This is a genomic window from Streptomyces sp. NBC_00385, from assembly GCF_035917155.1.
GTDB classification, from domain to species: Bacteria; Actinomycetota; Actinomycetes; order Streptomycetales; family Streptomycetaceae; genus Streptomyces; species Streptomyces poriferorum.
Window position 1 is genome coordinate 7,606,962 of sequence record NZ_CP107951.1, and the last position, 23,873, is coordinate 7,630,834.

The window sequence follows — 23,873 nt, forward strand, 5'->3', positions numbered from 1 at the left end:
AACCCATGAGTTTCGCTGCGCTGCGCCGACCGGCCCTCAAAGTCCTGGAACTGGTGGGCGTGCTCCTCATCGCGAGCATGGGGGTCTTCTCCCTGGTGGTTCTGCTGCCCGGCGACCCCGCCGTCGACATCCTCGGCGGCGGCCGGTCGCCCGCCGAGTACGCCGAGCTCCGCACGGAACTGGGCCTCGACCAGTCGCTGGTCACGCGCTACCTCGACTGGCTGGGCGGTGTCCTGACCGGTGACCTGGGCCAGTCCGTCGTACCGCCGCAGAGCGAGGTCACCGACCGCGTCATGTCCGCACTGCCCGTCAGCTTCGAGATCGCCGCCCTCGGGCTGCTCATCGCCCTGCTGATCGCGGTGCCGCTGGCCATGTGGTCGGCGTACCGCGAGAATTCGGCCGCCGACCGGATCATCGGCGCCGGCACCTTCGGGGTGCTCTCCGTGCCCAGCTTCCTCGCCGGGCTGCTGCTGATCATGCTCCTGGTCAACTCGGCGGACTGGTTCCCGCGTTCCGAATGGATCCGGCTCGGCGACGGTGACCTGCTGGGCAATCTGCACCACGCCTTCCTGCCGGCGCTGACCGTGGCGCTGGCCGAACTCGCCATGTTCACCCGGGTGTTGCGCGGCGACCTCATCGTGACCCTGCGGGAGGACTACATCCTCGCCGCCCGCGCCAAGGGCATGAACCCGCTGCGCATCCTGTTCACCGACGCCCTGCGCCCCTCCTCCTTCTCCCTGGTCACCCTGCTCGGCCTCAGCCTCGGCCGGCTCATCGGCAGCACCGTCGTCGTCGAGTACCTCTTCGCGCTGCCCGGCATGGGAACCCTCGTCGTCAACGCCGCGGGCCAGGGCGACTACCCGATGGTCCAGGGCGCCGTGCTCACCATCGCCGTCATCTACGTGGTGATCAACGCCGGCATCGACCTCTCCTACGGCTACCTCGACCCGAGGACGCGACGTGTCCATATCTGACATCGCCCCGCGCACGCGGGCCGCCTTCCCACCGCCCCTGCTCACCGCCCTGACCCTCACCGTCGTCGGCCTCGTCCTGCTCGGGTTCGGCGCGACCACACCCCAGCTCGTGACGCCCGTCAAGGCGGCCCTCGCCCTGCTGGGCCTCGGCATGGCGTTCGCCGGAGCGTCCCGGCTCGGCAAGATCTGGTCCGGGCCCGGCTTCGACCTGGTGTTCTGGTTCGGCGCGGGCTGGCTCATCGTGCTCGGCCTCGCGATCCTGTTCGCCCCGTGGCTGCCGCTCGGCGAGGACCGCGACGTCGCGAGCACCGTCCTCGAACCGGCCTTCGCCACCCCGACGTTCACCGGGGCCAACCCGCTGGGCACGAACGGCTTCGGCCTCGACCTGCTCGCCCGGTCCCTGTACGGGGCACGGTCCTCGCTGGTCATCTCGCTGTCGGCGGTCGCCGTCGGCACCGTCCTCGGCGGTGCGATCGGCATGGTGGCCGGCTACTTCCGGAAGAGCGTCGACCGGGCGGTGGGCATCGCCACCAACTCGCTGCTCGCCGTGCCCCCGCTGATCCTGCTCATCGCCCTGGCCACCGTGCTGGAGCCGCATCTGCGCAATGTCGCCCTCTCGCTGGCCCTGCTCACCATCCCCGGCATGGTGCGGCTCGCCCGCGCCACCACCATGGCCTACGCCAACCGGGAGTTCGTCGTCGCGGCCCGCGCCATGGGCGCCACCCGCTCCCGGATCATGCTGCGTGAACTGCTGCCCAACGTCCTGCTGCCGCTGCTGTCCCTGGCGGTGGTGATGATCTCGGTCCTCATTGTCGCCGAGGCCTCGCTCAGCTTCCTCGGGCTCGGCATCCAGCCGCCCGAACCCACCTGGGGAAACATGATCGCGGAGGGGGAGGGGCGGGTCTTCGAGGAGCACCCGCACATCGTGCTCGTACCGGGTGCGTTCCTCTTCCTCACCGTCTTCGCCTTCAACATCGTCGGCGAGAAGGCTCGCGGGCGCTGGGACTCCCGGAGCGTGAAACTGTGACCACCGCACCGATACCCGACGGCACGGCACCCGCCGGCCCCGACGCGTCCGAGCTGCTGACCGCCACCGGCGTACGCACCGCCTTCCACACACCGCGCGGCCCCGTGCAGGCCGTCGACGGGGTCAGCCTGTCGCTTTCCGAGGGCGAGACCCTCGGCATCGTCGGCGAGTCCGGCTCGGGCAAGTCGGTGCTCGGCCGCACCCTCATGGGCCTGATCACCGACGGCCCCGGCACCACCGTCTCCGGATCGGTCCTGCTCGGCGGCCAGGACGTCCACGCGCTGAGCCCGTCGGGCCGCAGAGCGCTGTGGGGCACCGAGGTCGCCATGGTCTTCCAGGACCCCATGACCTCACTGAATCCGGTGAAGAAGGTCGGCACACACCTGTCCGAGAGCGTCCGCGCCCACCTCGGCCTCAGCCGCGCCGAGGCCCGGGACCGCGCCGTCGAGCTGCTCCGTCAGGTGGGCATCCCCGAACCGGCCCGGCGCGCCCGCCAGTACCCGCACGAGCTCTCCGGCGGCATGCGCCAGCGCGTCGTCATCGCCATGGCCCTGGCCTGCGGCCCGCGCCTGCTCATCGCCGACGAACCGACCACCGCGCTCGACGTCACCGTGCAGAAGCAGATCCTGGACCTCCTCCAGTCGCTCGCCCGCGACCTGAGGATGGCGACCATCCTGATCAGCCACGACCTGGCCACCGTCGCCGGCCGGACGGACCGGGTCGCGGTCATGTACGCCGGCCGACTCGTCGAGTACGCGGCCACCGAGGCCGTGTTCGAGCGCCCCCGGCACCCGTACAGCAGCGCCCTGATCGCTTCCGTCCCCCGTCTCGACCTGCCCCCGCACACCCTGCTGCCCACCATCGAGGGCCGCCCGCCCAACTTGCTGCACCCGCCCCCGGGCTGCCGGTTCGCCCCGCGCTGCGGCATGGCCACCGACCGCTGCACCACCGAGCCGCCGCCGCTCACCGGATACGACGGTGACCGCGACGCGGGCGGCCTCGTCGCCTGTCACCACCCCCTGGGCGCCGTCGAGGAGGCCTCCGTATGACGACCACCCGCACCGCCGGCACCGCGAAGGGCCAGAGCCCGCCCGCGCTCACTGCGGAGAACCTCGTCGTGGAGTACCCGGCCGGCCGGGGCCGCAAGGTGCACGCCGTCTCCGGTGTCGGTCTGGAGGTCGCGTCGGGCGAAACCCTGGGCATCCTCGGCGAGTCCGGCTGCGGGAAGTCCACCGTCGGCCGCTCCCTGATCCAGCTGCCACCCCCGGACTCGGGGACCGTACACCTCGGCGAGGTGACCCTCACCGGTCTCGCCCCCGCGGAACTGCGCCGGGCCCGCGCCCGGATGCAGATCATCATGCAGGACCCGGTCTCCGCGCTGAACCCGCGCCGCAAGGTCAAGGACCTGGTGTGGGAGGGACTGTCGATCTGGGGGAGCGGCGACGACCCCCGCGACAAGGACACCCGGATCGACGCGGCCCTGCGCGACGTCGGCCTCGACCCGGCGACCGTGCGCGACCGCAGGCCCCACGAACTCTCCGGCGGCCAGTGCCAGCGGGTCAGCATCGCCCGGGCCCTGCTCCTGGACCCCGAGGTGCTGATCTGCGACGAACCCGTCTCCAGCCTCGACGTGTCCGTACAGGCGCAGATCCTCAACCTGCTGGAGACGGCGACGCGGCGGCGCGGACTGAGCATGGTCTTCATCGCCCACGACGTGTCCGTGGTGAAGAACATCAGCGACCGCGTGATGGTGATGTACCTCGGGAAGACCTGCGAGGTACTGCCGTCCGACGGCATGCAGGACGAGGCCGTCCACCCGTACACACGGCTGCTGCTCGCCTCGCTCCCCGAGGCCCAGCGCGGCCCGGGCGCCGTCGGGGAACCGGCCGCTCCCGACGGTCCGGCCGCCGAACTCCCGTCGCCCCTGGACCCGCCGTCGGGCTGCCGCTTCCGCACCCGCTGCCCGCTGGCCACCGACCTGTGCTCCGAGGCGGAACCCCCGCTCAGGGACATCCGGTCCGGCCACCGGGTCGCCTGTCACCACGTATAACCGAGAGGAACCACGCGTGACCCCCACCGAGACACCCGACGTCCTGTCCCCCGCCCAGCTGGGCCCGCTCAAGCTCCGTAACCGCGTCATCAAGGCGGCGACCTACGAGGGACTCAGCCACAAGTCCCTGGTGACCCAGGACCTCGTGGACTTCCACGTCGCCTACGCGCGGGGCGGCGTCGGCATGACGACCGTCGCCTACTGCGCCGTCGCGAAGGAGGGCCGGACCGACCGGCACCAGATCCACTGGACCGACGAGGCGATGCCGGGACTGCGCGTCCTCACCGACGCCGTGCACGCCGAGGGTGCCGCGATCTCCGCGCAGATCGGCCACGGCGGGCCCGTCGCCAACCCCAAGGGCAACGGCGCCCCCGCCCTCTCCCCGTCGAGGCAATTCCACGCCACCACGATCAGCTGGGCGCAGGAGGCGTCCGCAGACGACCTCCGGCGCATCACCGAGGCGCACGCCGAGGCCGCCCGCCGCGCCATCGACGCGGGGTTCGACGCCGTCGAGGTCCACCTGGGCCACAACTACCTGGCCAGTTCCTTCCTCAGCCCCAAGATCAACCACCGCACCGACCGGTACGGCGGCAGCCTGGAGAACCGCGCCCGGTTCGCCCGGGAGATCATGCGGGCCGTCCACGACGCGGTCGGCGGCAGGATCGCCGTCATCGCCAAGATGAACATGGACGACGGGGTCCCGGGCGGCTTCTGGCTCGACGAGGCCATCCCCGTGGCGCAGTGGCTCGAACAGGACGGCACCGTCGATGCCCTGGAGATGACCGCGGGCAGCTCCCTGCTCAACCCGATGTACCTGTTCAAGGGCGACGCCCCGCTCAAGGACTTCGCCGCGATCATGCCGCAGCCGATCAAGCTCGGAGTGAAGCTGGTCGGCAAGCGCCTCCTGCACAGCTACCCCTACCGGGACGCCTACCTCCTGGAGGACGCCCGCCAGATCCGTGCCGCGGTGAAGCTCCCGATGATCCTGCTCGGCGGTATCACGGACAAGCCGGCCATGGACCTCGCGATGCGCGAGGGATTCGAGTACGTGGCCATGGCCAGGTCCCTGCTGCGCGAGCCCGACCTCGTGAACCGGATCCGGGAGGACGCCACCACCCCGTCCCTGTGCATCCACTGCAACAAGTGCATGCCGACCAACTTCACCGGCACCCGCTGCGTGCTCGTCGACCGGGGCACCACCCGCCGCGAGACCTGGGGCAAGCCCGCCGGGTACGTGGCGTGAGGGGCCCGGACGCCGTCGCCACGGCCGCCGCGGTCAGGAACGGCGACACCGACGCCCGTACCGTCACCGAGCAGGCGATTGCCCGCATCGAGAAGCAGAACCCACGCCTCAACGCGGTGGTCCACACCCGGTTCGAGGCCGCGCTCGCCGAGGTGGCGGCCGGTCTGCCGCAGGGCCCGCTGCACGGCGTCCCGGTACTGGTCAAGGACCTCGGCACCGAGGTCAACGGTCTGCCGGCGACGGGCGGCAGCCGTCTCTTCGCCGACGCCACCGCCCGGCGCGACAGTGAACTGGTGACCCGCTACCGGCGCGCCGGAGCCGTCGTCCTCGGCACCACCAACACCGCCGAACTGGGCTTCAACGCCTCGACGGAACCGGTCCTCTTCGGCCCCACTCGCAACCCCTGGAACACCGCCCGCTCAACGGGTGGCTCCAGCGGGGGCTCGGCGGCCGCCGTGGCGGCCGGAATGGTGCCGGTCGCCCATGCCAGCGACGGCGGCGGCTCGATCCGCATCCCTGCCGCCGCCTGCGGCCTGTTCGGTCTCAAGCCGAGCCGGGGACGCGTCTCGCCCGCGCCCCGCCCCACCACCCTGTCGGGCCTGGTCTCCGGTCACCACGCCGTCACCACGACCGTCCGGGACAGCGCCCTGCTCCTCGACGTGGTGTCCGGCCCCATGCCCGGGGACGCGTACGCGGTACCGGCTCCGGCCGCGCCCTTCGCCGAACTGGCCCGCCGCGACCCCGGGCGACTGCGGATCGGCCTGATCACCGCACTCCCGGAAGGCCCCGACGTCCACCGGGACTGCGCAGGGGCGGTACGTGCCGCTGCCCTGCTGTGCGAACGCCTCGGCCACGACGTCGTCGAGACCACTGCCCGCTACCGCCCCGCCGACGTGGGCCGCACGTCCGGGGCCCTGATGGGGGCCGACCTGGTCGCCCAGATCGACGCCCGGCTCGCCGAGCTCTCCAGGCCGCTGGCCGACGACGACATCGAGCCCTTCACCCGGGTCGTGTACGACACCTACCGCGCCCTGCCCGCCGCCGACGTCAGCCGGGCGCTGCGCCGCGTGCAGGAGATCGGCTGGGAGGTCGGTGCGGCGTTCGACCGGTTCGACGTCCTGCTCAGCCCGACCCTGGCGCAGCCCACCCCGCTGCTCGGCACCCTCGACACCACCGCCCCGGAGTCGATCTACCGGCACGCGTCCGTCTACTCCGCCTTCACCAGCGTCTACAACGTGACCGGGATGCCGGCCATGTCCGTCCCCTTCGGCCACGACGACGAGGGCCTGCCGCTGGGGGTCCAGTTCGCCGCTCCCCTCGGCGGTGAGGGCGTGCTGCTCGCGCTCGCGGCCCAGTTGGAGCGGGAGGCACCCTGGGGGGCGCCGCCCGGCGCATGAAGCGGACCCCCGGGGACTCCCTCCTAGACATCAGACATAAGATGTCTGATGTCTAGGAGTTCCTGAGTGAGGAGTCGCGGATGAACCCCGTACCGGTGCCCGGAGCGCAGCAGGCACGCGACCCCGGAAAGCGCGCCGACGACCACCGTGTGGCCGTCATCGGCGCGGGGGCCATCGCCCGCGATCACGTCACCGCGATCGCGGGCGTCCCGGGACTGCGCCTCGCCCACGTCGTCGACCGCCATCCCGAACGGGCCGCCGCGCTGGCCGCGCTCGCCGAGGGGGCCACCTGGTCCACCGACCCGGCGACCGCCTGGTCCGGCGCCATCGACGTCACCGCCGTGTGCACCTCCCCGGAGTCCCACGCCGATCTCACCGTCGACGCCCTCCGGGCCGGCCGGGCGGTGCTGCTGGAGAAGCCCGCGGCGCTGAGCGTCCCCGACACCGACCGGATCCTCGCCGCGGCGAAGACCGCGGGCCGGCCGCTGCTCGTGGCCCAGACCGCCCGGTTCCAGCCCGTCCACCTGGAGATCGCCCGGTCCGTCGCCTCGGGCTCGATCGGCACGCCCCGGCTGGCTCACCTCACCTGGTACACCGGCCACGTCTGGCCGGGCGGCTGGCGGGGCTGGCAACTGGACGCCTCCCGCTCCGGTGGCCACGTGGCCCACAACGGCGTGCACGCCCTCGACCTGCTGACCTGGCTCATGGACGACGAACCGGTCCGGGTCTTCGCCCGGCCCTGCCGCACCTGGGCGCCCGGGATGCCCACCCCCGACAGCTTCCAGATCCTCGTCCGCTTCGCCCGCGGCGCCCTCGCCACCATCGAGCTGTGCTACGCCCTCGTCGAACGCGGCACGTTCGTGCGCCGCCTCATGCTCGCCGGCACCACCGGCACCCTGCACCACAGCAGTGAGGACGAGCCCCGGACGCGGTCCGCGTCCCCCGTCACCCCCGCCTCGATCGAGGGCGCGATGACCGCGCAGACCCGGCACCTGCGCGATGTGCTGGACGGCGTCGCGGTCCCGCTGACCGCACCGCACCAGGTGCGCGCAGCCCTCGCCGCCGCCCTGGCCGCGCAGCTCAGCGCGGACGAATCCCGCCCCGTCGACGTCAAGGAGGTCTGCTGACATGAGGATCCTCATCGCCTCCGGGGTCCGGCACGCCCGTGACTACGTGCCCCTGCTCCGCTCCCTGCCCGGCATCGAGGTCATCGGCTGCGCCGACGCCGCCGACAGCCCCTTCCGTGACGACGGCGCCGCCCTGGCCGCCGCGACCGGCATCCCGCTGCTCGACCTCGAACACGGCCTCGCCTCCTGCGACATCGCCCTCGTGTGCAGCGAGCCCACGCGCCACGCCGACCTCGCCGTGACCGCACTCGAAGCGGGCCGTCACGTCATCGTCGACAAGCCGGCCGCGACCACCACCCGGGACGCGCAGCGGCTGTGGGAGGCCGCCGACCGCTCGCGCGGGCTGCTCACCGCCGTGCACCGCCTCCACTCCCCGCAGATCGCCCGTGCCCGGCGCACGGTCGACTCCGGCGCGATCGGCCTTCCCCTGGCCGTCGACGCCGAGTGGCTCGCGGCAGGCGGCCTCGACGGCGCCACCGTCGAACGCCCCGAACTCGTCTGCGACCCCGCCCTGTCCGGCGGCGGTGAACTGATGAACTTCGGCTGGTACCCGGCCCTGGCCATCCGCTACCTCACCGGCCTGGAGGTGGAGGAGGTCGTCGCCTTCAGCAGCGCCGCCCCCCATCCGCCGCTCTTCGACGGCCCGCACGGCGTGTACGGCGTCGAGGACGCCGCGGTCCTCTCGCTCCGCCTGGGCAACGGAGTCGTGGCGACGGTGACCGTCGCCCGCACACCCGCCGGCGTCGGCCCGGCCCCGGTCTCCTCCAGCCTGCGCGTGCTCGGCTCGCACGGCCACGTACTCGCCGACGAGGACGCTCCGGCGGTCACCGTGCGCACGGCGGGCGGCGACAGCTCCGCCCACCAGGTCGCCGGACCCGCGGCGACGACGGCACTGCGCCTGCTGTTCACCGAGTTCTGCGACGACATCCGTTACGGCCGCACCCCGTTGGTGACGGCGGCCGACATCCACGCGGCGGTCGCGGTGGTCGAGGCCGCACAGTCCTCCAGCCGCGAGGGCGGGGCCCCTGTCGCACCCGCCGTCCGCCAGGCGGCCGCAACGGCGTGAGGGGCGCCGCCGCCCGGGTGTGGATCCGGGCGGCGCGCCCTCCGCCACCGGTCATGGACCTCCAGGCGGCGGTGCCGTACAGCCTGGCGAAACGCTGACGTCACCGCAGGGGACCCTCAGTCGCCCGGTGGGCCCTGCCGCAGCGCCGTGAGGATGGCCAGCGGTGTCGCTGCCGCCCAGGCCTGCGGGGAGCAGGAGTGGGGATAGGGCACCGGGCGCGGGTGGTCGGCGCGGCCGTAGCCCGCCATGACCTCCGGCAGTCGGTCCCCGTGGTGCGCCGCAGCGTCCAGCAGGCCGCGCGCGACCGTGCCGGCCTCGTCCGTCAGCCCGCAGCGGGCGAGTCCCAGCACGATCACGGCGTTGTCGTGCGGCCAGCAGCTGCCGCGGTGGTACGAGAGGGGGTGATAGCCGGGCTGCCCGGAGGCCAGGGTGCGGATGGCCCAGCCGGAGAAGAAGTCGGGTTCCAGCAGGCGTTGCCCCACCAGTCGGGCATGCGCCCGGTCGAGGATCCCCGACCACAACAGGTGTCCCGCGTCGGAGGCCAGGGAGTCGACCTGACGCCCCCGGCCGTCCAGCGCGAGCGCCGGGAAGCCGGGGCCCGGCATCCAGAAGTCCCGCAGGAAGCGGTCCCGCAGCCCGGCCGCCGCCGTGGCCAGTTCCTCGGCCCAGCCGGCATCGCCCCAGACCGTACGGGCCAGCCGCGCGGTCCGTACCAGCGCGTCGTACGCGTAACCCTGCGCCTCGGCCACCGCGATCGGCCCTTCGGCCTGGGTGCCGTCGAGGAAGCAGATCGCCCCGGCGGAGTCCTTCCAGTTCTGGTTGACCAGTCCTTCGGCGTCGGGCGTGTAGACCAGGTACCCGCCGTCGTCCAGGCCGCCGTCCCGGAACATCCACGTCACGGCCGCACGGGCCTGCGGTTCGAGCCGGGAGGCGAGGGTGTCGTCGCCGGTGGCCAGGGTGTAGCTGTCCAGGAGCACCAGGAACAGGGGGGTCGCGTCCACCGAACCGTAGTAACGGCCGTACGGAACCTGGCGGAAGTGCGCCAGTTCGCCGTGCCGGACCTCGTGGACGACGCGGCCCGGCTGCTCACCGCGGTAGGTGTCGTACGTCGTTCCCTGCGTCGCCGCGAGGGCGCCGAGCGTGCCCGCGGCGAGCTCGGGCCGGTAGGGGAGCGCGAAGAGGGAAGTGAGCAGGGAGTCACGGCCGAAGAGTGTGAGGAACCAGGGCACTCCGGCGCCGGGGACCGTCAGGTCCTCTCCGTCCGGACCGACGGCGGGTACCCGCAGCGCCGCGAGGTCGCTGAGGCCCCGGGCGCACGCGGCCGCCAGTCCCGCGGGTGCGTCTGCCGGCATGGGCAGGGGTTCGCCGCCGACGAAGGCTGCGATGCGGGCCGCACGGTCCGCGGCGGCCTGCGCGGGTATGGCGGCGGGTGGCGGGGCGGCCGGTGCTCCGTGCGGGTGCGCCGTGACCGTGAGCAGGAGTTCCGCCGTGCCGTGCGCCGGCAGTTCCAGCTGCCATTCCAGCCGGTGGACCGTCTCCCGCCCCTCGACCGGACCGGCCGCGGACGGGGGCGGCATCGCCGACACCTTCGTACGGGAGAGCCAGTCACCGCGCGCGTAGGCGAAGTCGACTCCGTCGCCGCGGAGTACGGCGGTGCGGCGGGAACCGTCCTTGTCGTACCGCCGCCCGTCGGAGCGCAGCTCGAACTGGTCGGCGAAGTCGCAGTCCACGCTCAGGCCGACGCGTGCGGTGGTGGCCTCCGTACGGTTGCTGACCAGCAGGAGTCGTTCCGTGAATGCCCCGGGACCGAGCGCCTGCTCGCGGAAGACGGTGTACGCGGGAGGCTCGTCGCGCGTGCCCGGTGGGGTCAGAACGCAGCGTGCGGAGTCCTCACCGGCGGAGGGGACGAGCACGCCCGGTGCCGCGCCGTCGACGGTCAGGGACCACAGGCTCAGATGGCGCGCGTCGCGCAGGAACAGTCCGTCGGGTGAGGAGCCGTGGCGGCCGGTGATGCCGCCGTCCGCACCGACGACGGCGAAGGCGCCGTCACGGACCAGCGTGGTGGTGCCCGCTGTGCCGTTCATGACTGCTCCTCGTTCGAAAAGCTGTCGGGGCGGGTGTGGGTCCGGTCGGACGCCTCGGCGGTCAGCAGGTCGAGGGTGAGGGCGGCCGTCCATCCGAAGTCGCGGGTGCCCCGGGCCTGTTCGGTGAACGGGTCCACGTACTCGGCGAAGTCGCTGGCCTGTGCGGCAGCCAGCATCGAGGTGCGCAGCCGGTCTGCCGTGACCGTGTGCCCGTACTGCCGCAGGCCGCGTTCGAGGAGCCAGTTGGTGTTGAACCAGGCCGGTCCGCGCCAGTAGCGGGAAGGGTCGAAGGCGTGGCCGGTGACGTCGTACGAGGGTGCCATCGGGATTCTGCCGAGCCGGAAGGCGTCACCGGCGGCCGTCGCGATCAGTCCTTCGACGATCTCCTCGGGGAGCCCGGGAACGATGAGCGGGATGATCCCGGCGACACTGCGTTCGGCGATGAGGTGGCCGCCGACCAGGTCGCGGCTGAGGAACATTCCCTCGGCGGGCGACCACAGCCGCTCCACCAGCGCCCCGGTCAGGCGGGCTGCCCGCTCCTCGTGCGGTGCGGGGTCAGCGCCGGTCTCGGCGGCGATCCGGGCGAGTGCGTGCTCGGAGACGATGAGCAGGGCGTTGACGCAGGGGTCCTCGACGGCGAAGGCGTGGTCGGCGCCCGCGTCCGCGTACCCGCCGTCGCGGTAGTCGGCCGCGAGGCGGACATAGCGTCCGTAGTCCAGGTCGGTGGGGCGCTCGGCCGGCTGCCCGTGATCGAGGTCGGCGCGCTGGTAGGAGCCGGGTGCGGCCGGGTCGACGCGGTCCAGTGGGCCGTCCCAGCAGGGACTGTTGTCCATCCCCGGTTCCCACGGGTGCACCATCGAGGCAAGGCCGCCGCCGCCCAGATCGCGCGGGCCGGTGAGGTAGTCGTGCCAGGCGGTGAGGCGGTCGTACACCCGGGGCAGGAAGCCACGGCGGCGTGATACCTCGGGGTCGGCGCAGTGCACCAGCCAGGCGGCGAGCGCGTGCACCGGTGGCTGCACGATCCCGGAGGTCTCGGTGCCCGCCGGGGCACCGGCCGCCGCACCGGCGTGGGAGGAGCGCCAGAAGTCGGGGCTGGGGAAGTACGCGTCGAGGGGGACCGCCGGACTGAACACGATGTGCGGGACGCGCCCGTCCGACCACTGGGCGCCGAGCAGGGTCTCCAGCTCACGCTGGGCGCGCCGCACCGAGAGATGGCGCAGGCCGATGGCGATGAACGCCGAATCCCAGCTCCACTGGTGCGGATACAGACCGCGGGAGGGGACCGACGAACCACCTGTCCAGTTCGCCAGCAGGACCCGTGCCGCGCCGCGCCGAAGGGTCAGGGCGTCGGCGGCGGCGGGCACGGGGGTTTCGAGCAGCGAGGTCATGCGCCGGACCTCCGCAGGAACGCGGGGATGGAGCGGACGGCCGCGACGGGGTCGCCGGTCAGCCGGCACTCGGCGGCGAGGTAGCCGTCGTAGCCGATGCTGTGCAGCGCGCCGAGCCAGGCCGGCCAGTCCAGGTGACCGGCGCCCGGCTGGAACCGGTTGGAGTCGCTGACCTGGGCATGGCCGATGTACGGAGCCGCGGCGAGGATCGAGGCGGAAGGGTCGGTCTCCTCGATGTTCATGTGGTAGCTGTCGATGCCGATGCGGACGGAGTCCAGACCCACCGCGCGGATCAGGTCGACGGCCTGGTCCAGCCGGTTCACCATGTGGTCCTCGTACCGGTTGAGCGGTTCGAGGTAGAGGGTGACGCCCTCCTGCCGGGCGTGCTCGCCCAGCTCGGTGAGTCCGGCGAGCAGCACCTCGCGGTCCTGCTCCTCGGTGCGCGGCGGCTCGAAGGGCGGCAGCCGCCGGGAGAACATCCCGTACGAGGCGGGGGTCTGCACCCCGAGCGCGCCGATCTCCGCCGCCACGCTCAGCTGCGACTTCATCTGTTCCAGCGCGTCCCGGCGCAGCCCCTCGTCGAACGCCGCGAAGAAGTGCAGCATGTCGACGCACACGGTCGGCATGACGACACCGTCGGCGCGGGCCTGCTTCAGCTCGGGCAGCCGGTCACGGAACCGGAAGTCGCCTGCGGAGCGCAGTTCGATGGCGTCGTAACCGGCGTCCTGGGCGAACGCCCATTTCTTCTGGAGGGTGTCGCCGGGGAGCAGCTGTTCCTGGCAGGCGGTCTTCAGCATGGGTGGGCCTTTCGGCGCTGACGGGCAGCGCTCGCGGTGGTGCCGTCGGGCTTGCGACGGCTGTGACGGCGGGATCGGGATACGGGGGGCGGCGGCCCCGGGAGCTTCAGAACTCCAGGACGACCTGGAGTGCGTCGGCGGGCCGCTCGTCCAGCAGCACGTATGCGTCACCGGCCTCCGCCACCGGTACGACATGGCTGACCAGGGACTCGACATCGACCTGGCCCTCGGCGACCAGGGAAAGGAAGGTCTGCTGGAGGCGTTCGACGGTCCAGCGTCCGGCGAGCTGCGGGGGGACACCGCCGATCTGCGAGCAGATCAGCTGGACGCGGTTGTGGTGGAACTCGTCGCCCAGCCGCAGGCCTGCCCCGTCACCCTGGTAGAAGCCGGATGCGACGACGCGGCCGCCCACGGTGACCGAGCGCAGGGCCTCGTGGAGTGCGGGGTACACGCCGCTGATCTCGATGGCGACATCCGCACCGGCGCCGCCCGTGGCTTCGCGGATGCGCTCCGCGACGGTGTCGGTGCGGGCGTTGAGCGTGTGGCGCGCGCCGTACTGGCGGGCGGTGGCCAGGCGTCCGTCGAGCGCGTCGACAGCGGTGACCCGCGCGCCGTTGAGCTGGGCCAGGCGCGTGGTGAGCAGGCCGATCACGCCCTGCCCGAATACGGCGACGTCCTCGCCGAGGTGGATGTCCGCCGCCAGGACGGCGTTGTACGCGATGGCGCCGACTCGGGCGAAGGCCCCGGCCAGCGGTTCCAGACCGGTGGGCAGGGTGTGGCCCACCATGCGCTCGGCCGGCACGATGCCCTCGCTGCGGTGGCCCCAGATGCCCCAGACGAGGTCGCCGGTGGCCGGCATCCCGGGTGTGCCGACGAGCTCGGGGGAGACCTCGGTGACCTCGCCGACCTCGGAGTAGCCCCAGCCCGCCACCGGATATTCGATGCCGGGGGCGCCGTCCCGGAACATCCGGGCCTCGGCGTCCCAGGTGCGGGTCAGGTACGGGTTCGTACCGCGGTAGGCGGTGAGTTCGGTGCCCGCCGAGATGCCTGAGTAGCGGGTGCGGACCCGAAGGTGGCCGGCCGGCAGCGGTGCGCTCTCGTGCTCGGCGACTTCGACCTGACGAGGGCCGACGAACTGGACGACGCGTTCCACGGGAAGCTCCGAATGTGGTGGGAGGAGAGCGTTGCTCGGTTACTTAGGTCGAAGATATCTCAGACTTATGTCTTGTCAACAAGCAAAAGTGATGCTGAGATGCGTATCGAAAGTCCGTAAGTGGCGTGAGGAAGAGGCATGGCAATGAGGACCCACCGGTCGAGGGCGACCCTGTTCGGGCTCGCCGCGACCTTGGCCGCAGGCCTGCTCGCGGGCTGCGGCAGCTCCGGTGCCGAGCAGAAGCCCGACAACCGGATCACGGTGTGGTCGCAGGAGAACCTGCCGCCACGCGTGGCGGCGACCGAGAAGGTCATCGGCCGCTTCGAGCGGGAGACCGGCGTCAAGGTCGACCTGGTCGGCGTGGACGAGACACAGCTGCCGCAGCTGATCATGTCCGCCGCGGCGGCCGGCAAGCTTCCGGACGTCATCGGCGCCGTCCCCATGGGACAGGTCTGGCAGATGTACGGCAACGGCCTGCTCAACACGAAGGTCGCCGACAAGATCGTGAAGGACCTGCACCCCGGCACGTTCAACGCCAACGCACTGTCCCTCACCCAGGACCGGGGGACCCGGCTCGCCGTCCCCTCCGACGCCTGGCTCCAGCTCCTCGTCTACCGCAAGGACCTGTTCGCGAAGGCCGGGCTGCCGGCGCCGGACAGCTACCGGAGCGCCCAGAAGGCCGCGGCCGCGCTGGACAAGGACGGCCGCGACGGCATCTCGCTCGCCACGGACCCCTCGGACGTCTTCACCCAGCAGAGCTTCGAGGACCTCGCCCTGGCCAACAACTGCCAGCTCGTCGACGACGCGGGCGAGCCGGCCCTCGACTCACCGGCCTGCCGCGCGGCCTTCGCCGCGTACGACGACCTGGCACGGAAGCACGGGGCCCCGGGCACCCAGAGCGTGGACACCACCCGGGCGACCTACTTCTCGGGCAGGTCCTCGATGATGGTCTGGTCCTCCTTCCTCCTCGACGAGCTGGCCGGGCTGCGTTCCGACGCGCTGCCGAGCTGCCCGGAGTGCAAGAAGGACCCGAAGTTCCTCGCCCGCAACACGGGCGTCGTCACCTCCCTGCAGGGCCCCGACGGCAAGGAACCCGCCCAGTTCGGAGAGATCACCTCCTGGGCCGTCACCCGCACCGCCGAGACCGGGGCCTCCCAGAAGTTCATCGAGTACATGATGGGCAAGGGATACAAGGACTGGTTCGGCATGGCCCCCGAGGGCAAGATCCCGGTCCGCACCGGTACCCCGCAGGCCCCCGGCTCCTTCCAGCGGGCCTGGCGCGCCGGCGTCATGGGCGTCGACCATCGCGAGTCCCTGCAGAAGGCCTACCCGTCCGCGCTCCTGGACCAGCTCGTCAGGGGCGTGAGCGACATGAAGCGATGGGGCCTGACCCAGGGGCAGGGCGCCCTCGTCGGCGCCACCAACGGCGAACTGCCCGTCGCCAAGGCCATCGGGGCGATGACGAGCGGACAGCTCTCCCCGGACGAGGCCGCCAAGGAGGCCAACGACGAAGTGGCCGCCCTCCAGAAGTCCCTCCAGTAGCCGCACCGGCCGATCCCTCCCCGAGGTAACCGATCCCATGAGCACAAACCAGAGCGGTGCGACGAAGCGCCGCAGCCGGCCACAGACCGCCAGCAGGCGGGAGAACCGCGCGGGCCTCGCCTTCGTGACCCCCACCTTCCTGGTCGTCCTGGTCGTGGTGATCCTGCCGATCCTGTGGACCGTCCTGCTCGCCTTCCAGAACGCCAAGCTCGTCGACATCCAGGAGAACGGCCTCTTCGGCCGCTGGACCCTGGACAACTTCGAGCAGGTCTTCGGCTCGCCCGGATTCTGGAGTAGCCTCGGCACCACGCTGCTCTACACGATCGGAGCCACCGCGGGCTCCGTGATCCTCGGACTGATTGCCGCCCTCGCCCTGCGCAGGCCCTTCCGGGGCCGGGGCGTCCTGCGGGCCGCGATGCTCCTTCCGTACGTCGCGCCCGTCGTGGCAGTCTCGTTCGTCTGGGAGGTCGCGCTCAGCCCGCAGTACGGAATCGTCAACGAATGGGGCCAGAAGCTCTTCGGCTGGGACGACCCGATCGCCTTCCTGTCCACCCGGTCCTACGAAGTCGGACTGTTCGGGCTCCACTTCGACATCCCCCTGGCGTTGCTGACCGTCGTCGCCTTCGAGACCTGGCGCTACTTCCCGTTCGCGTTCCTCTTCATGCTGGCCCGTCTCCAGGCCGTCCCGGGCAGCCTCGAAGAGGCCGCCGAGGTCGACGGAGCCACCATCTCGCAGCGTTTCCGGCACATCCTGCTGCCGCAGATGATGCCCGTCATCGCCCTGCTGTCCGTCCTGCGCTTCATCATGACGTTCAACAAGTTCGACGACATCTATCTCCTCACCGGAGGCGGATCGGGCACGGACGTCGTCGCCGTCCGCGTCTACGACTTCCTCACCTCACGCTTCGACGTCGGAGCGGCATCGGCGCAGGCCCTGGTACTCGCCGTCGTCCTCATGGCCCTGCTGGGCATCTACTTCAAGTTCTTCGGCAAGAAGGTCCAGGAGGAGTCGGCATGACACCCACCCCGTCGATGACCCGTGAGCGGACGGCCGAGCCCGCCCCGACCGCTCCGGCCGCACCTCCCCGCCGGACCTTGAGCCGCGCCCAGTTCGAGGACCGGTTCTTCGGAGTCCTCCGCTGGATCGTGATCGCCTTCCTCGCGGCGATCACGATCGTGCCCTTCTACTACATGCTCATGCTGTCGGTGAAACCCATCGACGCCCTCCTCCTGGACCCCGGCAACCTCTGGGTCTCCGCGAAGGACTTCACCCTCGCCACGTACGAGAGCGTCCTCAAGCCGACCTCCGAGGGCGGCCAGGGCTTCCTCGGCATGCTGCTCAACTCGGCGCTCGTCGCCGTGGCCACGGTCCTGCTGACCCTGGCCGCCGCCGTTCCCGGCGCGTACGCCGTCAGCCGGCTGAAGTTCTTCGGCAACAGGCACGTCAGCGCGCTCTTCCTCGCCGTCTACCTCTTCCCGGCCACCTTGCTCGCGGTGCCGCTCTTCGTGATGTTCGCGAAGATGGGCCTCTCCGGCAGCCTGGTCGGACTGGCCGTCGTCTACATCGCCCAGACCGTGCCGGTCTCGATCTACATGCTGAAGAACTACTTCGTGACCATCCCCTTCAGCATCGAGGAAGCCGCCGCGATCGACGGCGCCTCCCGCCTCCAGACCGTACGCAGGATCATCCTTCCGCTCGCCCTGCCGACGCTCATGGCGACCGGGCTCTACGTCTTCATGATCGCCTGGAACGAATTCCTTTTCGCACTGCTCTTCCTGGCGGCCGATCCGGACAAGTGGACCGTCTCCCTGGGACTCCAGCAACTGGCCAACGGCATCGAGGTGTCCAAGACCGTACTCATGGCCGGGTCGGTGGTCCTCACCATCCCCGTGGTACTGCTGTTCTTCGCCGCCGAGCGGCTCCTGACCGAAGGACTGACCAGCGGCGCCGACAAGGGCTGAGAACAGGTCAGGGACGGTACGGGGCCGACCGCGTGGGCGGTACGGCGGGCCCCGACACGGGGCGAAACAGGACGAGGACGGCGGGGATGGCAGGAAATCAGGCGAGTGCGGGACATCTGCTGCAGCTCATCCGCAGTGGCGAAGCCACCACACGGGGCGAGCTGCAGCAGGCCACAGGGCTGTCGAGGTCGACCGTCGGCCACCGCCTCGACCAGCTCTTCGGAGCCGGCTGGCTGCGTGGTGCCACCGGCACGTCCACCGGCGGACGCCCCTCCGCACGGCTGGAGTTCGACCCCACCCATGCCGTGGTACTCGTCGCCGACCTCGAAACCCGGCACGGCCGCGCCGCCGTCCTGGACCTGTCCGGTACGGTCCTCGCCGAGCACACCGGTGAACTGGTCATCGCTGATGGCCCCGAGCCGGTCCTGGACCGGCTCGCCCGCTGGTTCGGCCCGCTCCTGGACCGGGCCGGCACCACACCGGACCGAGTCTGCGGGATCGGCCTGTCCGTGCCCGGACCCGTCGACTGGGAGTCCGCCCGGATCGTACAGCCGCCGATCATGCCCGGCTGGGACGGTTTCCCGGTACGCGAGCGGCTGCGGGACGCCTTCGCCGAGCACGTCGGGGCGTGGGCGGGCGGTGACTCGCTCCCCGTGTTCGTCGACAACGACGCCAACCTGATGGCCCTCGCCGAGCAGCGCGAGAACCACCCCGACTGCGCCGCCTTCGTGCTGATCAAGGCATCCACCGGAATCGGCGCCGGAGTGGTCGTGGGCGGCGAGGTCTACCGGGGCATCGACGGAGGGGCGGGCGACATCGGCCACATCCGGCTCCACGACCGCCCCGACGCCCTGTGCATGTGCGGTTCCTACGGCTGTCTGGCGTCCGTCGCCAGCGGACGGGCCATCGCCGAACAACTGACCGCCGCCGGTGTCCCCACCGCGTCCGGATCCGACGTGCGCGAACACCTCGCGGCGGGGAACCCCGACGCGGTCCGGCTCGCCCGCGAGGCGGGACAGCGCATCGGCGAGGTGCTCGTCACGGTCGTGACCCTCCTCAACCCGGGCGTCCTCATGCTCGGCGGCGACCTGGCGGGAACACCCTTCCTCACCGGCGTACGCGAGCTTCTCTACCAGCGGGCCCTGCCACGCACCACCGCCAACCTCCAGGTGACCACCTCCACCCTCGGCGACCGGGCCGCCCTGCTCGGGGCAGCCGCCATGGTCGTCGACCACCTCTACGCGCCCGACCGGGCCGACATCCGGCTCGCCGCACTCACCCGAGACACCGGGACCGGCTGACCCGTAGGCCTGCCGGCCCCTGCCCACCGCCCCCGCACCACCCACGGAGAAGCGCCATGCCCCACGCCCCTGACCCGGCCCAGAACGACTGGCCCCACCCGCCGGTCCGTGTCGGGCTGGTCGGCGCCGGTCCGTGGGCCCGCGCCATGCACGCCCGGATGCTGGCGGCCGGGCCCGAGACCGCCCTGACCGCGGTCTGGGCCCGACGCACGGAGTCGGCCGCCGAACTCGCGCAGACGCACGGAGCCCGCACCGCCGGTTCGTTCGAGGAACTCCTCGACCACTGCGAGGCGGTCGCCTTCGCCGTGCCGCCCGCCGTCCAGGCAGGCCTCGCCGTACGGGCGGCCGCCGCCGGGCGGGCGCTGCTGCTGGAGAAACCCCTGGGCGCGGACCTCGCAGCGGCGCGCGCCGTCGCGGAGGCCGTCGCCGAACACGGCGTCATCTCCCAGCTCGTCCTCACCAAGCGCTACCACCCGGCCACCCGGGCCTTCCTTGCCGAGGCGGCGACCCGTCAGGTCATCGGTGCCCGGTCCTGCTATCTGCACGGCGCCTTCCTCGGCGGCGAGTTCGCGACGGGCTGGCGACTGGAGCACGGTGCGCTGCTCGACCTCGGACCCCATCTGCTGGACCTGCTGGACAGCGCCGTCGCACCGATCGTCTCGGTACGCGGCACCGGCGACCCGCGCCGCTGGATCGAGCTGACCTGCGAACACGAGAACGGCGCGGTCAGCCAGGCCTCGCTCTCGGGCAGCGTCGGTCTGCCCCGCGCCCGGACCCGTATCGAGCTCTTCGGCCCCGGCGAGGAACTCGTCTACGACACGGCGGGCATCGACCACGAGGAGTGCTGGCCAGTGCTCCGGCGAGAGTTCGCCACCGCGGTCCGGACCGGAACAGGCACCGGCATCGACGCGGCCAGGGGCCTGCGCATCCAGGAACTGCTGGATCAAGTGGGAACAGCCTGACCCGCCGGCCCCCGACCCGGCGAGGGAGCGGACGGTGGCTGCCGGCTCGGGTGCGCCCGCAGGGGGGCGGGGTCGTGAACATCGATGATGAGGCGGTCTTCGCGGGCGGTCATCTGCAGTTCCTCCGCCTCACCATGCGGGACGCGGTCTGACTGGGGTCACCGAGTGGCCTCTGGCATCGAGTGGTCGTGCCACCACGCGTCTCCCGATGAGCTACCGGCTCTGCCCACATCATGTCTCAGCCCGGCCCCACCTGCTCGGCATGCTCCCGCGGGTGCGATGCCCGACACTCGGAAGGGCGGGTGTATTCCGTGCGGGTCATAGTGAGGTGTTCGGCGTGCTTGAGGTCCCGCTCTGGCTGTGGGTGGCGTTCGCCGCGACGGTGGTCGTGTCGTTGGCGGTGGACCTTCTTCCCATCGCACCGCGCATGTCATCCGTTTTAAGGAGGCAGCCGCCTGGAGCGGCGTGTGGGTGAGCCTCGCCCTGATCTTCGGCGCGGTCGTCTTCCTCGTCCTCGGCACCACTGCGGGCACCGAGTACACGACAGCCTGGCTGCTAGCGACCCACCCCCAACTGACCGCCGAACCCCGGGTGACCACAACGTCCGGGACAGACCCCTCGGGGCCCACCCCCACCGGAAACCCGGTCCCTCCCGTGACGTCCAGACACGTCGTCCTTACGGCGCACGGTGTGAAGCAGCGGACCGATCAAAGGCTGCCTCCCCGTATAGCCTGGCCGAATGCTTTCTGAAGTCACCGCGACCCGCTACGTCACGCCCCTGCGTGAGGGCGGCTCGCTCCCCGGAATCGTCGAGGCCGACGACCTGGGTACGTACGTCATGAAATTCACCGGAGCGGGACAGGGCCGCAAGACGCTGGTCGCCGAGGTGATCTGCGGGCAGCTCGGGCGGCGGCTCGGGCTGCGCGTTCCCGATCTCGTGCAGATCCAGCTGGACCCGGTGATCGGCCTCGCCGAACCCGACCAGGAGGTGCAGGAACTGCTCAAGGCGAGCGGCGGGCTGAACCTCGGGATGGACTTTCTTCCCGGCTCCCTCGGATTCGACTCGCTCGCCTACCAGGTGGACCCGGGCGAGGCCGGACGTGTCGTCTGGTTCGACGCGCTGATCAACAACGTCGACCGCTCCTGGCGGAATCCGAACATGCTGATCTGGCACGGCGACCTGTGGCTCATCGACCACGGCGCCACCATGATCTGGCATCACAACTGGCCGGGCGCCCAGGCGTCCGCCGCCAAGCCGTACAACGCGTCCGACCACGCGCTGGCGCCGTTCGGTCCCGACATCGCGGCAGCGGCCGCCGAGCTCGCCCCGCTGGTCACGGAGGAGCTCCTCACCGAGGTCGCGGCCGACGTCCCCGACGAGTGGCTGGTGGACGAGCCGGGCTTCGAGTCGACGGATCGGCTGCGCCGCGCCTATGTGGAGGCGCTGCTGCCGCGTGCCGCCACCATCCACGAGCGGATCATCCTGGACGCGCCGACCGCGTCCAAGCCCTCACAGGCTCCGGGCTGGCTCAGCGAACGCCTCGCCCCGCGGCACGACGACGAGAACAGCGACAAGGGCGGCCGGCCGTGAGCAAGCGCGATGTCTTCGAGTACGCCCTCCTGCGCGTGGTGCCACGCGTCCAGCGCGGCGAGTTCTTCAACGCCGGGGTCGTGGTCTACTGCCGCGCCAAGGGATTCGTCGCCGCCCGCACCGCACTCGACGAGGGCAAGCTCATGGCCCTGGATCCCGGCGCCGACGTGACCGGGGTGCGAGCGGCGCTGCACGCCGTCGAGGGCGTCTGCCGGGGCGGTACGGACGCGGGCCAGGCGGCCGGCGACGACGCCGGGCGGCGCTTCCGCTGGCTCATCGCGCCGCGCTCGACCGTCATCCAGCCGAGCCCGGTGCACAGCGGCCTCACCACCGACCCCGCCGCCGAGGTCGAACGGCTCCTCGACCTGCTGGTGCGCTGATCGCAGCCCCTGCGGCGCCGCCCCCGCCCGCCGCGGGGGCGGCGCCGTCCGGTGTGACATGCGCCGCTGCGTCCGTGGGCCGTTGACACCGGGTGCCAGGGCTTCTAGCGTCTCGTCTGCTGAAGGTACTAAGCGGTTGCTCAGTTATCGGGAACGTTCTCGCGGGCCTGTCCCGCGGATTCGTTCCCGACGTCCGCTGAGCCGCGATCCAAGGGCGAGGAGAGCCAAGCATGTCCACCACCGAGCAGCGCGTAGCCATCGTGACGGGAGCCGCACGGGGCATCGGTGCCGCCACCGCGGTACGCCTGGCGGCCGAGGGCCGCGCCGTCGCCGTACTCGACCTGGACGAGGCGGCCTGCAAGGACACCGTCGAGAAGATCACCGCCGCCGGGGGCAAGGCCCTCGCCGTCGGCTGTGACGTGTCGGACAGCGCTCAGGTGGAAGCCGCCGTCGCGCGGGTCGCCGCGGAGCTCGGCGCCCCGACGATCCTCGTCAACAACGCGGGCGTGCTCCGCGACAACCTGCTCTTCAAGATGAGCGAGTCCGACTGGGACATCGTGATGAACGTGCACCTCAAGGGCGCGTTCCTGATGGCCAAGGCCGTTCAGAAACACATGGTGGACGCCAAGTTCGGCCGGATCGTCTCGCTGTCCTCCTCCTCGGCCCTCGGCAACCGCGGCCAGGCCAACTACGCCGCCGTCAAGGCGGGCCTGCAGGGATTCACCAAGACGCTCGCCAAGGAGCTCGGCAAGTTCGGCATCACCGCCAACGCCGTCGCGCCGGGCTTCATCGTCACCGAGATGACCGCGCAGACCGCGGAGCGCGTCGGCATGGGCTTCGAGGAGTTCCAGGCCGCCGCCGCCACCCAGATCCCGGTCCAGCGCGTCGGCTTCCCGGAGGACATCGCCAACGCCATCGCCTTCTTCTCGGGCGATGACGCGGGCTTCGTCTCGGGTCAGGTCATGTACGTCGCCGGCGGACCGCTCAACTGACCCGAAGGGTTACGGACATCATGACTGTGCAGGACAGTGGCAAGGTCGCGCTGATCACCGGTGCGAGCCGGGGCATCGGCTACGGCATCGCCGAGGCGCTCGTCGCCCGCGGCGACCGGGTGTGCATCACCGGGCGCGGCGAGGACGCGCTGAAGGAGGCCGTCGAGGCGCTCGGTTCCGACCGGGTCATCGCCGTCGCGGGCAAGGCGCACGACGAGGCGCACCAGGCAGCGGCCGTCGAGCGCACGATGGAGGCGTTCGGCCGGGTCGACTTCCTGGTCAACAACGCCGGTACGAACCCGGTCTTCGGGCCGATCGCCGAGCTCGACCTCAATGTGGCCCGCAAGGTCTTCGAGACGAACGTGATCTCGGCCCTCGGCTTCGCCCAGCAGACCTGGAAGGCCTGGCAGAAGGAGAACGGCGGGGCGATCGTGAACATCGCCTCCGTCGCGGGTGTCTCCGCCTCGCCGTTCATCGGCGCGTACGGCATGAGCAAGGCGGCCATGGTCAATCTGACCCTGCAGCTCGCGCACGAGTTCGCGCCGGTCGTCCGGGTCAACTCGATCGCTCCGGCGGTCGTGAAGACCAGGTTCGCGCAGGCGCTGTACGAGGGCCGTGAGGCGGAGGCGGCCGCGGCCTACCCGCTGGGCCGGCTCGGTGTCCCGGCGGACATCGGGGGGGCCGCGGCCTTCCTCACGTCGAGCCAGTCGGACTGGATCACCGGACAGACCCTCGTGGTCGACGGCGGTATTTTCCTGAATGCCGGCGTGAGCTGAGAACGGCCTGGGCCGGTTTGGCCCTGATTGCCTCAAGTGCCCCGCCGGGCCAGCGGATTGA

Annotated in this window: 21 protein-coding genes and 1 pseudogene; 18 read left to right on the top strand and 4 right to left on the bottom strand. The window is 71.5% G+C overall.

The window, feature by feature from the left end; translation table 11 throughout:
* The first annotated feature begins 5 nt into the window (after nucleotides 1-5).
* The 8 genes from OG959_RS33910 (at nucleotide 6) to OG959_RS33945 (ending at nucleotide 8,884) form a co-directional block, all read left to right on the top strand.
* A complete protein-coding gene (locus OG959_RS33910; RefSeq protein WP_326664623.1) occupies nucleotides 6-974 on the top strand; it encodes an ABC transporter permease in 969 nt (322 codons plus the stop codon).
* A complete protein-coding gene (locus tag OG959_RS33915; protein WP_326664625.1) occupies nucleotides 961-2,001 on the top strand; it encodes an ABC transporter permease in 1,041 nt (346 codons plus the stop codon). Before OG959_RS33910 ends, OG959_RS33915 begins: the two co-directional genes overlap by 14 nt.
* A complete protein-coding gene (locus OG959_RS33920) occupies nucleotides 1,998-3,050 on the top strand; it encodes an ABC transporter ATP-binding protein (RefSeq protein ID WP_326664627.1) in 1,053 nt (350 codons plus the stop codon). The genes OG959_RS33915 and OG959_RS33920 overlap by 4 nt, the downstream gene beginning before the upstream one ends.
* Nucleotides 3,047-4,051 carry an ABC transporter ATP-binding protein gene (locus OG959_RS33925; RefSeq protein ID WP_326664628.1) on the top strand — a complete coding sequence of 335 codons (1,005 nt, stop codon included), beginning with the start codon at nucleotides 3,047-3,049 and terminating at the stop codon, nucleotides 4,049-4,051. The genes OG959_RS33920 and OG959_RS33925 overlap by 4 nt, the downstream gene beginning before the upstream one ends.
* A gap of 16 nt (nucleotides 4,052-4,067) precedes the next feature.
* Nucleotides 4,068-5,294, top strand: a complete 1,227-nt coding sequence (locus OG959_RS33930; protein ID WP_326664630.1) for an NADH:flavin oxidoreductase — start codon at nucleotides 4,068-4,070, stop codon at nucleotides 5,292-5,294.
* On the top strand, nucleotides 5,291-6,691 hold the full coding sequence (locus tag OG959_RS33935; RefSeq protein ID WP_326664632.1) for an amidase: 1,401 nt from the start codon (nucleotides 5,291-5,293) through the stop codon (nucleotides 6,689-6,691). The genes OG959_RS33930 and OG959_RS33935 overlap by 4 nt, the downstream gene beginning before the upstream one ends.
* Before the next feature lie 80 nt (nucleotides 6,692-6,771).
* Nucleotides 6,772-7,818: a Gfo/Idh/MocA family protein gene (locus tag OG959_RS33940; RefSeq protein WP_326664634.1), complete on the top strand. Its 1,047-nt coding sequence runs from the start codon at nucleotides 6,772-6,774 to the stop codon at nucleotides 7,816-7,818.
* Between the two features lies 1 nt (nucleotide 7,819).
* Nucleotides 7,820-8,884, top strand: coding sequence for a Gfo/Idh/MocA family protein (locus OG959_RS33945; protein WP_326664636.1), 1,065 nt, complete (start codon nucleotides 7,820-7,822; stop codon nucleotides 8,882-8,884).
* Nucleotides 8,885-9,000: 116 nt separating this feature from the next.
* Here OG959_RS33945 and OG959_RS33950 read toward each other — a convergent pair whose 3' ends face one another.
* From OG959_RS33950 to OG959_RS33965, 4 genes are all read right to left on the bottom strand, one after another.
* Entirely contained in the window at nucleotides 9,001-10,968 is a 1,968-nt protein-coding gene (locus OG959_RS33950; RefSeq protein WP_326664637.1) for an amylo-alpha-1,6-glucosidase, read from the bottom strand.
* A complete protein-coding gene (locus OG959_RS33955) occupies nucleotides 10,965-12,356 on the bottom strand; it encodes an MGH1-like glycoside hydrolase domain-containing protein (protein WP_326664639.1) in 1,392 nt (463 codons plus the stop codon). Before OG959_RS33955 ends, OG959_RS33950 begins: the two co-directional genes overlap by 4 nt.
* A complete protein-coding gene (locus OG959_RS33960; RefSeq protein WP_326664641.1) occupies nucleotides 12,353-13,153 on the bottom strand; it encodes a sugar phosphate isomerase/epimerase family protein in 801 nt (266 codons plus the stop codon). The genes OG959_RS33955 and OG959_RS33960 overlap by 4 nt, the downstream gene beginning before the upstream one ends.
* Before the next feature lie 106 nt (nucleotides 13,154-13,259).
* The gene (locus OG959_RS33965) at nucleotides 13,260-14,306 is read right to left on the bottom strand and encodes a zinc-dependent alcohol dehydrogenase (RefSeq protein ID WP_326664642.1); all 1,047 of its coding nucleotides are present in this window, start codon (nucleotides 14,304-14,306) and stop codon (nucleotides 13,260-13,262) included.
* Nucleotides 14,307-14,444: 138 nt separating this feature from the next.
* On the opposite strand from OG959_RS33965, the gene OG959_RS33970 reads away from it, so the two are divergent.
* The 10 genes and pseudogenes from OG959_RS33970 to OG959_RS34015 all read left to right on the top strand — a co-directional run bounded on the left by OG959_RS33970 (nucleotide 14,445) and on the right by OG959_RS34015 (nucleotide 23,812).
* Entirely contained in the window at nucleotides 14,445-15,848 is a 1,404-nt protein-coding gene (locus OG959_RS33970) for an ABC transporter substrate-binding protein (RefSeq protein WP_326664643.1), read from the top strand.
* Between the two features lie 37 nt (nucleotides 15,849-15,885).
* The gene (locus OG959_RS33975) at nucleotides 15,886-16,866 is read left to right on the top strand and encodes a carbohydrate ABC transporter permease (protein WP_326664645.1); all 981 of its coding nucleotides are present in this window, start codon (nucleotides 15,886-15,888) and stop codon (nucleotides 16,864-16,866) included.
* Nucleotides 16,867-16,943: 77 nt separating this feature from the next.
* Complete coding sequence (locus OG959_RS33980) at nucleotides 16,944-17,810, top strand: carbohydrate ABC transporter permease (protein WP_326666790.1); 867 nt, start codon at nucleotides 16,944-16,946, stop codon at nucleotides 17,808-17,810.
* 86 nt (nucleotides 17,811-17,896) lie between these two features.
* Entirely contained in the window at nucleotides 17,897-19,111 is a 1,215-nt protein-coding gene (locus OG959_RS33985; protein WP_326664647.1) for an ROK family transcriptional regulator, read from the top strand.
* 56 nt (nucleotides 19,112-19,167) lie between these two features.
* Nucleotides 19,168-20,073 carry a Gfo/Idh/MocA family protein gene (locus tag OG959_RS33990; protein ID WP_326664649.1) on the top strand — a complete coding sequence of 302 codons (906 nt, stop codon included), beginning with the start codon at nucleotides 19,168-19,170 and terminating at the stop codon, nucleotides 20,071-20,073.
* A gap of 337 nt (nucleotides 20,074-20,410) precedes the next feature.
* Nucleotides 20,411-20,631: pseudogene (locus OG959_RS33995) on the top strand (TerC family protein); the annotation flags it as partial.
* A gap of 181 nt (nucleotides 20,632-20,812) precedes the next feature.
* Nucleotides 20,813-21,664, top strand: coding sequence for a HipA family kinase (locus OG959_RS34000; RefSeq protein ID WP_326664651.1), 852 nt, complete (start codon nucleotides 20,813-20,815; stop codon nucleotides 21,662-21,664).
* Nucleotides 21,661-22,044 carry a DUF3037 domain-containing protein gene (locus OG959_RS34005; RefSeq protein ID WP_326664653.1) on the top strand — a complete coding sequence of 128 codons (384 nt, stop codon included), beginning with the start codon at nucleotides 21,661-21,663 and terminating at the stop codon, nucleotides 22,042-22,044. Before OG959_RS34000 ends, OG959_RS34005 begins: the two co-directional genes overlap by 4 nt.
* A gap of 230 nt (nucleotides 22,045-22,274) precedes the next feature.
* The gene (gene fabG, locus OG959_RS34010) at nucleotides 22,275-23,036 is read left to right on the top strand and encodes a 3-oxoacyl-ACP reductase FabG (RefSeq protein ID WP_266776196.1); all 762 of its coding nucleotides are present in this window, start codon (nucleotides 22,275-22,277) and stop codon (nucleotides 23,034-23,036) included.
* A 20-nt stretch (nucleotides 23,037-23,056) separates the two neighbouring features.
* Nucleotides 23,057-23,812 (top strand): SDR family oxidoreductase, encoded by a 756-nt coding sequence (locus OG959_RS34015; RefSeq protein ID WP_326664657.1) that lies wholly within the window; start codon nucleotides 23,057-23,059, stop codon nucleotides 23,810-23,812.
* The last annotated feature ends 61 nt before the right edge of the window (nucleotides 23,813-23,873 follow it).